At 71.3% G+C, this 12282-nt stretch carries 12 protein-coding genes; 4 read left to right on the forward strand and 8 right to left on the reverse strand.

Annotated elements, in window-relative coordinates; all coding sequences use genetic code 11:
- Positions 1-86 precede the first annotated feature (86 nt).
- Positions 87-1424, forward strand: a complete 1338-nt coding sequence (locus tag ABZ953_RS18930) for a M28 family metallopeptidase (RefSeq protein WP_361724746.1) — start codon at positions 87-89, stop codon at positions 1422-1424.
- Between the two features lie 62 nt (positions 1425-1486).
- On the opposite strand, the gene msrB is transcribed toward ABZ953_RS18930, so the two are convergent.
- The 4 genes from msrB to ABZ953_RS18950 form a co-directional block, all read right to left on the reverse strand.
- The gene (gene msrB, locus ABZ953_RS18935) at positions 1487-1894 is read right to left on the reverse strand and encodes a peptide-methionine (R)-S-oxide reductase MsrB (RefSeq protein WP_361724749.1); all 408 of its coding nucleotides are present in this window, start codon (positions 1892-1894) and stop codon (positions 1487-1489) included.
- A 14-nt stretch (positions 1895-1908) separates the two neighbouring features.
- A complete protein-coding gene (gene murC / locus ABZ953_RS18940) occupies positions 1909-3312 on the reverse strand; it encodes a UDP-N-acetylmuramate--L-alanine ligase (RefSeq protein ID WP_361724752.1) in 1404 nt (467 codons plus the stop codon).
- 182 nt (positions 3313-3494) lie between these two features.
- Entirely contained in the window at positions 3495-3971 is a 477-nt protein-coding gene (locus ABZ953_RS18945) for an indole-3-glycerol phosphate synthase (RefSeq protein ID WP_361724755.1), read from the reverse strand.
- A gap of 132 nt (positions 3972-4103) precedes the next feature.
- The gene (locus ABZ953_RS18950) at positions 4104-4883 is read right to left on the reverse strand and encodes a pyrimidine reductase family protein (protein WP_361724758.1); all 780 of its coding nucleotides are present in this window, start codon (positions 4881-4883) and stop codon (positions 4104-4106) included.
- Between the two features lie 36 nt (positions 4884-4919).
- Between ABZ953_RS18950 and zapE the strand changes: the two genes are divergently transcribed.
- Complete coding sequence (gene zapE / locus ABZ953_RS18955; protein ID WP_361724761.1) at positions 4920-6011, forward strand: cell division protein ZapE; 1092 nt, start codon at positions 4920-4922, stop codon at positions 6009-6011.
- Between the two features lie 137 nt (positions 6012-6148).
- Positions 6149-7510 carry an alkaline phosphatase PhoX gene (locus ABZ953_RS18960; RefSeq protein WP_361724764.1) on the forward strand — a complete coding sequence of 454 codons (1362 nt, stop codon included), beginning with the start codon at positions 6149-6151 and terminating at the stop codon, positions 7508-7510.
- Positions 7511-7564: 54 nt separating this feature from the next.
- On the opposite strand, the gene ABZ953_RS18965 is transcribed toward ABZ953_RS18960, so the two are convergent.
- Complete coding sequence (locus tag ABZ953_RS18965) at positions 7565-8530, reverse strand: alpha/beta fold hydrolase (RefSeq protein ID WP_361724767.1); 966 nt, start codon at positions 8528-8530, stop codon at positions 7565-7567.
- Between the two features lie 309 nt (positions 8531-8839).
- Here ABZ953_RS18965 and ABZ953_RS18970 point away from each other — a divergent pair, with 309 nt between their 5' ends.
- Positions 8840-10093, forward strand: coding sequence for a helix-turn-helix domain-containing protein (locus ABZ953_RS18970; RefSeq protein WP_361724770.1), 1254 nt, complete (start codon positions 8840-8842; stop codon positions 10091-10093).
- Between the two features lie 7 nt (positions 10094-10100).
- On the opposite strand, the gene ABZ953_RS18975 is transcribed toward ABZ953_RS18970, so the two are convergent.
- The 3 genes from ABZ953_RS18975 to ABZ953_RS18985 all read right to left on the reverse strand — a co-directional run bounded on the left by ABZ953_RS18975 (position 10101) and on the right by ABZ953_RS18985 (position 12158).
- Positions 10101-11159 carry a cytochrome P450 gene (locus ABZ953_RS18975; protein WP_361724773.1) on the reverse strand — a complete coding sequence of 353 codons (1059 nt, stop codon included), beginning with the start codon at positions 11157-11159 and terminating at the stop codon, positions 10101-10103.
- A gap of 154 nt (positions 11160-11313) precedes the next feature.
- Positions 11314-11421 (reverse strand): tryptorubin family RiPP precursor, encoded by a 108-nt coding sequence (locus ABZ953_RS18980; protein ID WP_361724776.1) that lies wholly within the window; start codon positions 11419-11421, stop codon positions 11314-11316.
- A 218-nt stretch (positions 11422-11639) separates the two neighbouring features.
- On the reverse strand, positions 11640-12158 hold the full coding sequence (locus tag ABZ953_RS18985) for a hypothetical protein (protein ID WP_361724779.1): 519 nt from the start codon (positions 12156-12158) through the stop codon (positions 11640-11642).
- Positions 12159-12282 lie beyond the last annotated feature (124 nt).

Consider the following 12282-nt stretch of genomic DNA (forward strand, 5'->3'; position numbering starts at 1 on the left):
CAGCTCCAAAGGCGCCCCGCGACACCCGCGTCGCAGGGCGCCTCGCACGTTCCGTCCCTCTCACCGTTCGGAATCCGGAGCCCCACATGTTGCTCTCCAGACCCGCCCTGCCCCGCTCTCTCAGACGGGCCGGCGCCGGCGTGGCCGTGCTCGCCGCGGCCGGCCTCATCGCCTCCGCCGCACCCACGGCCCTCGCCTCGCCCGCCGCCCCTTCGCCCACCCTTGCGGCGCCCGACATCCCGCTCGCCAACGTCAAGGCGCACCTCTCGCAGCTCCAGTCCATAGCCTCGGCCAACGGTGGCAACCGCGCCCACGGACGCCCCGGCTACAAGGCCTCCCTCGACTATGTGAAGGGCAAGCTGGACGCGGCCGGATTCACCACCCGTATCCAGCAGTTCACGTCCCAAGGCGCCACCGGCTACAACCTGATAGCCGACTGGCCGGGCGGCGACGAGAGCAAGGTCCTGATGGCGGGATCGCACCTCGACAGCGTCTCGGCCGGCCCCGGCATCAACGACAACGGCTCGGGCTCGGCCGGCATCCTGGAGACCGCGCTCGCCGTCTCCCGCGCCCAGCTCAAACCGGACAAGCACCTGCGGTTCGCCTGGTGGGGCGCCGAGGAGCTGGGCATGGTCGGCTCCCGGTACTACGTCAACAACCTGCCGTCCGCGGACCGTTCGAAGATCAGCGGCTATCTGAACTTCGACATGATCGCCTCGCCGAACCCGGGCTACTTCGTCTACGACGACGACCCCACCATCGAGAAGACGTTCAAGGACTACTACGCGGGCCTGAACGTCCCGACCGAGATCGAGACCGAGGGCGACGGGCGCTCCGACCACGCGCCGTTCGACAGCGCGGGCATCCCGGTCGGCGGCCTGTTCAGCGGCGCCGAGCGCGCCAAGTCCAGTGCGCAGGCCCAGAAGTGGGGCGGTACGGCGGGCCAGGCCTTCGACCGCTGCTACCACTCGTCCTGCGACACCACGTCGAACATCAACGACACCGCCCTCGACCGCAACAGCGACGCCATCGCGCACGCGATCTGGACCCTCGGCGCGGGCGGCACGGTCCCGCCCGGCGACACGTACGAGAACACCACGGACGTCGCCATCCCGGACAACGGCGCGGCGGTGACCTCGACGGTGAACGTGGCGGGCCGCACCGGCAACGCCCCCGCCACCCTCAAGGTGGACGTGGACATCCGGCACACCTGGCGCGGTGACGTGGTCGTGGACCTGCTCGCGCCCGACGGCACGGCGTACCGCCTGAAGGACTCCAGCGGCAACGACTCGGCGGACAACGTGATCGCGACGTACACGGTCAACGCGTCCAGCGAGACGGCCAACGGCGCCTGGAAGCTCCGCGTCCAGGACGTGGCGGCCCAGGACACGGGCTACATCAACAGCTGGAAGCTGACCTTCTAGCGCGCGGCCGGGGCGCCGGGCGGCACCGGAAGGATGCCGCCCGGCGCCCCTGACACGGGCTCTCAGCCCTCGTCCGCCGCGAGGCGCAGCGAGATGCTGTTGATGCAGTACCGCTGGTCCGTGGGGGTGGGGTAGCCCTCGCCCTCGAAGACGTGGCCGAGGTGCGAGCCGCAGCGTGCGCAGCGCACCTCGGTCCGCACCATGCCGTGCGAGGCGTCCTCGACCAGCTCGACGGCGTCCGTGTCCTTCGGGTCGAAGAAGCTCGGCCAGCCGCAGTGCGACTCGAACTTCTCCGACGAGGTGAACAGCTCCGCGCCGCACGCGCGGCAGGAGTAGACGCCCTTGGTCTTGGTGTCCGTGTACTCACCGACGAAGGCCGGTTCCGTGCCGGCCCCGCGCAGTACCGCGTACTCCGAGGGGGTCAGCTCCGCGCGCCACTGCTCGTCGGGCTTCTCGACGTCGTACGACATGGGTGACATCCCCTTTATTTCGACAGCTCGGCCAGGATCTGCGGGCCGAGGTCCGTGACGTCGCCCGCTCCCATGGTGAGAACGAGATCGCCGGGCTTCGCCATTCCCGCGATCAGCCGCACGGCCGCCGCCTTGTCGGACGCGGCGGTCACCTCGGCACCGGCCGCACGGGCGGCGTCGATGATCAGGGTGCTGGTGATGCCGGGGATCGGGTCCTCGCGGGCCGGGTAGATGTCGAGGACGACGGAGGAGTCGGCGAGGGCCAGGGCCTGGCCCATCTCGGTGCCCAGTTCCTGGGTGCGCGAGAAGAGGTGCGGCTGGAAGAGCACGAGGATGCGGGCGCCGTCGGCGGCGGAGCGCATCGCCTCCAGGTCGGCCGTCATCTCGGTGGGGTGGTGGGCGTAGGAGTCGATGACCTGGACGCCCGCGGCCTCGCCCTTGAGCTGGAGGCGGCGCTTGACGCCGGTGTACGACTTGAGCGCGGCGGCCAGGTTCCGGGACGGGATGCCGAGCGCGATGCCTGCCGCGAGGGCCGCGACCGCGTTGTTCGCGTAGTGGCGGCCGGGCACCGAGACCTGGAACGTGAGGAACTTGCCGTCGAGGACGACCGTGACCTCGCTGGTCAGGCCCCGTGCGGTGATCTTGTGGATGCGCAGGTCCGCGGTGTCGGACTCGCCGTACGTGACGACCTTCAGCTGCCCGAGGTCCCGCAGCCGCTTCGTCAGCTCCACGGCGCCCGGCTGGTCCGCCGAGATGACCAGGGTGCCGCCGGGGACGACCTTGCCCGCGAAGATCTCGAAGGACTCGTAGATCTCCTCCATCGACGCGTAGTTGGCGTGGTGGTCGAGCTCCACGTTGAGGACGATGGCGACCTCGGGGGTGTACTTGTGGAAGCTGCGGTCGCTTTCGTCCGCCTCGGCGACGAAGATGTCGCCCTTGCCGTGCAGCGCGTTCGTGCCGGGGGCGTCCAGGTCGCCGCCGATCGCGTACGACGGGTCGAGGCCGAGGGTGGAGAGGGTGACGGCCAGCATCGAGGTCGTCGTGGTCTTGCCGTGGGTGCCCGCGACGGCGATCGGGCGCAGGCCGTCCATCAGGGAGGCCAGGGCGTCCGAACGGTGCACGACGGGGATGCCGAGCTCGCCTGCGCGGGCCAGCTCGGGGTTGTCGGCGCGGATCGCGGAGGAGACGACGACGCAGGTCGCGTCGGAGGCGAGGTGCGCGGCGTCGTGCCCGATGTGGACCGTGACGCCCAGCGCGCGCAGCGCCTCGGCGGTGGCGGACTCCCGGGCGTCGCTGCCCGCGACCTCGGCGCCGCGCTGGGCCAGGATCTTCGCGATGCCCGACATTCCGGCGCCGCCGATGCCGATGAAGTGCGGTCGGTCCATGTCGGCCATGGACTGGGGCAGGCCGGGTGCCATGCGTGTGTCTCCCCTGGTGGTGCGACGAGTAATACGTCGTACGACCCGGTGTCGAGCCGTACGGCGTCTGAGCAGGCCCCAGCCTATTGCCTCCGCGGCGGGCGGCTGCCGGGCCCGCCCCCGGCCGGATCCGAGGGACAGGCCCCGCACACGTGGTCGGCTGGTCCGCAGTTAGTCCGCCGTCAGTCAGCCGTGCTGTGCGAGAAGAGCTTGAGGACCGGCACGCCCACCTTGTGACGCGCCCGCGAGGCCCAGTCGCGGTGGAAGAACTCTTCCACGTAATGCGGATCGGTCAGGACGATCACCTCGTCGGCGTCGGCCTCGGTGACCAGGGCCTTGAGGGCGTCCAGCGGGTGGTTCTCGATGAGCTGCCCCTGTGCCGTGCAGCCCACCGCCCGCAGCGCCGTCAGCGAGACCTCCAGTGCCCGTACGCCGAAGCCCACCGCCTCGTGACCCTCCGGGGTCTCGCCCTCGCGCGCCGCCTCGTCCAGTTCGCCGAGTGCGACGTCGTCGATGGCCCGCAACAGGCGGTCCGCCTGGTCGCCCCTCGGCTGGAGCAGCACGTGGAAGGCGACGGGCTCGTCCCCGTGCAAGGTGGTGACGAACTCAACGTCGGCGGACGTCAGGGCCTTCTCGATCATCAATACGCTTGTGAACACGCCAGGCGCCCTTCTCATCCGTGGGCCGTACCGCGGCCCTTGCGGAAACCATCCTGCCCCGTGGCCGCACGGGGTCTGCGAGATCTAGTGTGCCCAGCCGAAGCCAAACGGAACGGCTGATTCCGCCGATTGTCAGCTACGACGGTATCGAGTGAAGAGGAACCCGGCCTCCTCCAGTACGGACGTCAGTACGAATCGGTCCGGCACCGCGAGCGCGGACCCGCCCGCGATCCGCTGCGCGTCCCCCGCGGTGAGCATCGGCGACACCGTCAGACAGAGCTCGTCCAGCGCACCGGCGGCCACGAACTGGCCGAGCAGGCGGGGCCCGCCCTCCGTGAGCAGCCGGGCGAGGCCCCGCTCGGCCAGGGCGGGCGCCACCCGCTCCGGTTCCACGGTCGCGCCCTCCCCCGCGAGCACCACGACGGCGCCCGCCTTCTGAGCCGCGGCGATCCGGTCGGCGGGCGCGGCGGCCCCGGTGATCAGGAGCGTGGGCGTCAGGGGCGCGGTGAAGAGCGGCAACGAGAAGTCCAGGTCAAGACTGGCGCTGACGACCGCGACGGCGGGCGCGGAGGCCTGGCCTGCCGCCGCCCTGCGCCCCTCGAAGGCGGCCCGCGCCTTCGCCGGGCGGTAGCCCTCCTTGCGGACGGTCTCCGCGCCGACGATCACGACATCGGCAAGGGCCCGCAGGGTGCCGAAGATCCGCATGTCGGTGTCGCCGGAGATCGGGTGGGAGCGGCCGTCGTGGTGGGCCGCGCCGTCGAGGGTGGACACCATGTTGGCGCGCAGCCAGGTCGCCTCCCCCTCGGGGTACGCATAGGCCTCCGCCAGCTCGTCGAGTCCCCACTCGCGGTCGGCTGTCCGGTCGGCCGTCTGGTCGGCTGTCTGGTCGGTCACAGGGAACAGGCGTCGCATATCCGCAGTCTTGCACGCCCCTTAAGCTGGGGAACCGTGTCGTCCTCCACCGCCGCCCACGGGCACCCCTCGATAGCCGATGTGGCTCCGCAGTCCCTGTGCGCCCGCGAGCCCCATGTCCCCGCCGACCGCCTGGTCGCCGAGATGGTGCCGCCGCCGCGCTTCGACTCGGTGCGCTTCGATACGTACATTCCGGACCCCGATCAGCCCAGCCAGACCGAGGCCGTCCGGGTCCTGAGCGGCTTCGCGGCGGGGCTCGGCGGGGCGCACGCCTCCGGGTCCGGCAAGAAGCGGTGGTTCCAGAAGAAGGCCGCCGCCCCCTCGGGCCCGCGCGGCATCTACCTCGACGGCGGGTACGGCGTCGGCAAGACCCACCTCCTCGCCTCCCTCTGGCACGCGACGCCGGCCGCGCCCGAGCAGAAGGCGTTCGGCACCTTCGTCGAGCTCACGAACCTGGTCGGAGCGCTCGGCTTCCAGCAGACCGTGCGCACCCTCAGCGAGCACCGGCTGCTCTGCATCGACGAGTTCGAACTCGACGACCCGGGTGACACGGTGCTCGTGTCGTCCCTGCTCAGCAAGGTCGTCGAGCAGGGCGTCGCCCTCGCCGCGACCTCGAACACGCTGCCGGGCAAGCTCGGCGAGGGCCGGTTCGCGGCCACCGACTTCCTGCGCGAGATCCAGGGCCTGTCCGCCCACTTCAAGGCGCTGCGCATCGACGGCGAGGACTACCGCCACCGCGGCCTGCCACAGGCTCCCGCGCCGTACTCGGAGGAGCAGGTCACCAAGGCGGCGTACGCGACCGGCGGCGCCTCGCTCGACGACTTCCCGCACCTGCTCGCGCACCTGTCCAAGGTCCACCCCAGCCGGTACGGCGCGCTGACCGACGACCTCACCGCCGTCTGCCTCACCGATGTGACGCCCGTGCCGGACCAGTCGACCGCGCTGCGTCTTGTGGTCCTCGCCGACCGGCTGTACGACCGAGAGGTACCGGTACTCGCCTCCGGCGTGCCCTTCGACCGGCTCTTCAGCGAGGACATGCTGAACGGCGGATACCGGAAGAAGTACTTCCGCGCCATCTCGCGGCTCACGGCGCTCGCCCGGGACGCCAAGGGGCTCGTGGCCGGGTAACTCCCGGTGCCAGGACGTACGACGTGGTACGACGGGGGACGCGCGAAACGGAAGCTACGCGCGTGGTTCCCGTGCACCAAGGCGCGTGGTACACACATCCGGTCACATTCCTGTCCGCCAGCAGGAGGTTGCCCATCATGTCTGCCACTCGACGTCAGGTTCTCGCCCGCTCCGGTGCGCTGGGCGCGGGGATCGCCTTCACCGGCGCTCTGTCGGAACTCTTCGCGGGCACCGCCGCCGCGCACGGGAAGGCCGGGTACGGCCCCCTCGTCCCCGACCCCAAGGGCCTGCTCGACCTCCCCGCGGGGTTCCGCTACAAGGTCCTCTCACGCGAGGGCGACGACCTTCGCTCCGGCGAGGGCAAGGTCCCCAGCAACCACGACGGCATGGCCGCGTTCCGGGGCCGTGACGGCGGCGTCCATCTCGTGCGCAACCACGAGAACCGCGTCACCGGCAAGATCGGCGTGCCGACCGTCAAGGGACTCACGTACGACCCGATGGGCAAGGGCGGCTGTACGGCGCTCTCGCTCGACCGGAGAAACAACGTCCTGGGCGAGCGCGTCGCGATCGCCGGGACCGCCGTGAACTGCGCGGGCGGGCCGACCCCCTGGGGCACCTGGCTGACCTGCGAGGAGACCGAGGACAAGGCCGGCACGAACGGCTACACCAAGGACCACGGCTTCATCTTCGAGGTCGACCCGGTCGACCCGTACCGCACCGGCGCCGTGCCGCTCACCGCGATGGGCCGCTTCCAGCACGAGGCGATCGCGGTCGACCCCCGGCGCGGCGTCGTCTACGAGACCGAGGACGCGTTCGACAAGCCCTTCGGCCTGTTCTACCGCTTCCTGCCCAAGAAGCCCGAGGGCGGCCGCGGTGCGCTGCGCGCGGGCGGCAGGCTGCAGGCGATGCGGGTGCCCGGCGTGCCGGACCTGTCCTCGATACAGGAGACGGGCGCGACCTTCGAGCACATCGAGTGGGTCGACGTCCCCGACCCGCTCGCCGCCCAGACCGCCATCCGCTTCCAGGACTTCGGCAAGAAGGGCATCACGCACGCGCAGAAGCTGGAGGGCTGCTACTGGGGCGGCTCGTCCGTCTACTTCGTGTCGTCCTTCGCCCACAGCTCCGCGGGTTCGGCGGGCGACCACTTCGGCCAGATCTGGCGGTACGACCCGGCGCGGCGCCGCCTCACCCTGGTCATCGTCTTCGGCGCCGACTCGGACATCCAGCTGCCCGGGGAGTCCCCCGACAACATCTGCCTGGCCCCCACCGGCGGCCTGATGGTGTGCGAGGACGGCGGCGGCGCCCAGCACGTGTACGGCCTCACTCGCGGCGGTGAGATCTACCCGATGGCCCGCGGCCGGCAGAACATCGGCACCCCGCAGGAGCCCGAGTGGGGCGAGTTCGCGGGCGTCACGTTCTCGCCGGACCACGGCACGATGTACGTGAACTGCTACACGCCCGGCACGACGTTCGCGGTGACGGGCCCCTGGCACAGGTGACGCCCCCGCGGGCCCCCGCGACGGATCAGCGGGGGCCCGCGGACCGCGCCAGGGTCACAGGAGCTGGAGACCGAAGCCCCGGCACACGGGCTTGAAGTCCGCGGGCCCGCCCGCAAGGGCGTTCATGGTGATCTGCAGCGTCGGGTCGTCGTTGAAGAGACCCATGTGCCCCGCGCGGTCCGTCGGACACTTGTCCTGCAGGACCACGTTGTCGACGTCCTTGCCCTTGAGCGCCTGGGTGGCGTACGGCGTCACGACGGCGTCGTACTTCGTCATCACGACCGTGTAGCGCGGCCCGTCGGGGACGGTGTCGCCGTCGGCCCACATCTCGCGGATGTAGTCCGAGGTGCTCGCCTGCTCGACGACGCCCGGGAAGCGCCCCACGTCCGCCAGGTGGTTCACGAAACCCATCAGGTTCAGCTTGGCTCCGAGGTCGACGATCCCGTCGAGGTTCGAGCCGTGCGAACTCGGGGCCCAGCCCACGTACTTGTCGACCTTGCGGGCGCCGTCCATCTTCTTCATCCACCACATGGGGACGTTGCCGCCGAGCGAGTGCCCGATGATGTTCACCTTCTTGGTGCCCGTCGACGCGAGGACCTTGTCCACGAACGCGTCGAGCTGGGCCGCCGACTCACGGTTGGGGCCGAGGCCGCCGGCGCGGCCGAGAGAGGACGAGGTGAAGCCGTAGTTCATGGCGTAGACGCAGTAGCCCGCGTTCTTCAGCCGGGGCGCCGTCTTCACGAAGTTGGCACCGAAGTTGAAGAAGGTGCCCGGCAGCAGGACGACCGGCTCGGGGTGCGCGGCACTCGGCTTGCACGACCAGTCGTTGGCGCCGGGCACGGCCCCCGGCGAGCTCACGTAGTTCCACAGGGCTTGCGCCACACCCCCTTCGCGGAGCTTCGGCCCCTCGTCGGCCTGCGCCGGGGCGGCCGACGAGAAGGTGAGGGCGGTGGCGGCACAGACGGCCGCGGAGGCCAGTCCCGTGCGGAGCTTGCGCGAGGACGACTCGGTCACTGGCATGGGGCTCTCCTGGGTGGGGGGTGGCGGCAGGCGGATCAACGAGGGGCGGCCCGCCGCGGTATGCGGGAGCGCCCCAGCAGAAGACTGATGGAGCAACCGCCGCATGGACCCCGGCTGGCGTCCAGACATCAGGAGCGCCGTTTGTGAGCCGTCACAAAGCCGGAGACCTGCTCACAGCTGTCTTCGAACCCCCGCCTACGCCCCGGAGACCTCGCTCACACCGGTCGCCGCGCCCTTGACGCCCCGCCCGCGGCCAGCAACTTTTGCTACCGGTGCGTAAACGATCTCGGGACGGGCGGGGAGGGCGGCATGGACCACGACGGCGGGACGCCCCTGCCACTGGCCTTCGACGGCGTCGACCTCCACCAGCGCCTGAGCGACGCGCTCCCCGAGCTGACCGGCCGCGTCCTCGACCGCCTCGTCGACGGCGTGCCCGTCTACGACACGATGCCCGGCGAACAGCTCAAGGGAGAGATCCGCAGAGTCGTCGAGCAGGGCATCGGCTCCTTCGCCGCCATGCTGCGCACGGGCCGACCTCCCACCGAGAACGAGCTTCTGGCGTGGCGTCAGTCGGCGGCCAAGCGTGCCGGGGAGGGCGTGCCCGTCGAGGCCGTGGTGCGGGCCTACCACGTCGGCGCGCAGGAGTGCTTGCAGCAGATGCTCGGCCACGCCACGGCGGACGACCTGGAGCACGTGCGGGCCGTCACCGTCCTCGTGCTGCAGTTCCTCGAGCGCATGACGGTCACCGTGGTGGCGGGTTTCTTCGCCGAGCGCCAGGCGGTCCTCGGCGAGGAGCAGTCCGCGCGCCAGGCCCTGCTGACCGCGCTCGTCGAGGGCACGGACGCCCTGGGCACCGCCGCCCGCTGGGGCCTCGACCTGCCCCCCTGCTACCTGATCCTGGACCTCGCCGTCGGCACGCACCCGGACGAGGCGCTCGACGGGGTGAGCCCGGCCATCGCGGGCAAGCGCAAACTGCGCCGCCTGCGCGTCGAACTCGACCGGCACGCCGACGGCACGGTCCTGTCCGCCCTGTCCGGCGACGGAGGCCTGGCGCTGATCCCCTGCCGCACGGAGCCGGACCGGGTCACCGACCGGGAATGGGCCCGGCTGGCCGACGCGGTCGCCCATATGCGGCGGGTCTCCGGCGTCGACATCATGGCGGGCGCGGCATCGGCCGCCCCGGAGGACGTCCCCGCCGCCGTCGCCCTGGCCCGGGAGGTGCGCCGGGTGGCGGCCGCGTCGGAACGGCCGCCGGGACTGCACCGGCTCCCCGACGTGCTCCTTGAGTACCAGTTGATGCGCCCGGGTCCGGCCAGGGACGAACTGGCCAGGCTCGTACGGCCGTTGACGGCCCGCCCCGAACTCCTCGACACGGTGCGCGCGCACCTGCGCTGCGGGCTCAGCAGGCGCCGCACCGCGCAGGAACTGTGCGTGCACCCCAACACGGTCGACTACCGGCTGCGCCGCGCCGCCGAGATCACGGGCCTGGACGTCACTGCGGGCCCCGACGCGCTCCGCGTACGGGCCGCGCTCAGCGCGCTCGACGCCGGGTCGGGGCGCTGACCAGCCGTCACCGGCCGGCCGTCCGCCGTATGAGCCGCACCTTGTCCACCCCGAGCAGCCCCGCGAGCGGCACCTTCGCGGTGGTCTGGCGCGGGTCGACGCCCACGCCCTCGGCGCGCAGGATGTCGAGCAGCATCCCGGCGAGCGGCATCACCATGTGCCGCCCCCAGCAGCGTTCGGAGACGTGGCCGAAGGGGAGGTAGCCGGGGTGGTTGTCGGGGTCGAGGGTGGCCCAGCGCTCGGGGCGGAACGCGTCGGGGTCGTCCCAGAGCTCCGGGTCGCGGTGGCTGAGCAGCGGCAGCAGCAGAATGTCGTCGCCCTTGCCGATGCGGTCGTCGAGGGCGGAGTACTCGGGGGACGCGTTCCGCAGGAGGTTCCAGGACGGCGGCAGCAGCCGCATGGACTCGTACAGGATGTGCTCGTTCGGCGTGTCGCCGTCGAAGGGCGCTCCGAGCCAGTACGCGTTGGCGACGAGCGTGGAGACGGTGAAGCAGACCGGGGCGGCGGCCCGCCGGTACAGGCCCATGGCGTAGCGGCGGTCGCCGTAGGTCGTGGCGTTCGCGGTCAGGCCCGCGATGCTGGTCACGGGCGCGCCCGGACGGAGCCTGCCGGGCAGGGCGGCGCCGGTGGCGATGACCGCCCAGGTCAGTTTGGGCGTCAGCTCCAGGGTGCGGTCCATGAGGATGCGCAGCCGGTACGGGTCGGCGCCGAGGACCAGGTCGCGCAGATGGACGTGGCCGACGTGCGGCCAGGCTCCGGAGAGGTCGATGCTGCCCGGCAGGGGCTTCTTCAGGGCCGCCCGCACGTCCCGGCCGATGGCCTGCATGACGGTGGACGCCTCGGTGCGCGGGATGGGACGCCCTTGCAGCGGCTTGAAGGTGGGCCGTTCGCGGTCGGTGGCCAGCCGCGCGGCGAGGACCCGGTCGGTCAGGGCGGGCCCGGCGACGCCGACGGTGTCGTCGTCGAGGCGGAACAGGTCCTGGCCGCGGTGGTCGCGCAGCAGGGCGGCGAGGCGCGGCGTGAACTCGGTCGTGCGCGCGAGCCGGTCGGTACCGGAGATGGACATCGGGGTCTCCCAGAGCGGGAGGCCCGTGCCCGGCGGGCCGATGGGCACACCGGACACGGGCCTCGACGGCGCGTTGCGTCCCTAAGGGATGTGCAAAGGGATGTGCAAAGGGATGTGCACCGGCGCGGGATGCGCGCCGATGCCTGCCGTCGGCCTAGTACCAGATGTACCAGGCGTAGGACTTGAGGCTCTTCTCGCCGGTGATCTTCTTCTTGAGGGAACGGACAGCCTTCATGGGGATACCTCCGGTCGTTTCCGTCATCCGCGCTGGACACGGACCTGCAAAGAATCTCCAGATCCGATCAACAACCGATAAACGACCAGGTGATGGGCTATGCCGGGCATATCCGGAGTGCTGTGACGGGTGGGGCGGACGGGGCGCGTGAGCGGGACGTCAGCGCCGTACTCGGCCATCTGGGAAGAGGGTTGCCGTCGGTCGTCCGTTCCACTTCGGGCCGGAGCCCCTGCACCAGGTAACCCCTACGCCAGGTACAGACCGGCGAAGTCGTTCCACCCCTCCGGGACCCATGCGTCGGTCGAGTGCGAAGGGTCGTAGTCCAGGAGGCGGGCCCACAGCATCAGTTCGTGCCAGGCGGCGTCGGCGTCCCGGGCCCAGACCGGACCCGCTTTCTCCGCCAGGTCCAGCGACCCGGCCACGCGCAGCTCGATCGCCGCGAGTTGTTCGCGGGTGCCCTCGGGCAGCAGCTCGCCGCGCGCCGCCATCATCGAGCGCAGTTGCTCGCAGCACGCCCGCAGGTGAGCGCGCATGGCCCGGACGTTCGCCTCGGTGGGGCGGGGCGGCGCGGACTGCTCCAGGAACATGCCGGACGCGAGCGTGTGCCAGTAGTGCGCTTCGCGGAACAGATGTGTGCGCTGCTCGTCGGGCATGCCGTCGACGGCGGGCGGCGGTTCCTCGCCGCTCCGCAGCGCGTCGGCGCGGGCCCGGTCGATCCATGTCTTCGCCAACTGCCGTACGTCGTCGCGCTGTACCGGCCGCATCGTGGTTCCCTCCGTCACTTCTGGGACTGATCCGAGGACGCCTCGACGTGCCCCGTGGCCGCATTGTCCGTGTGTAGGCCACCTTCTGTGCGTCATACCGTGGGGATCACCCGCAGACGAGCGG

The organism is Streptomyces sp. NPDC046465 (genome assembly GCF_040646035.1).
Lineage (GTDB): Bacteria > Actinomycetota > Actinomycetes > Streptomycetales > Streptomycetaceae > Streptomyces.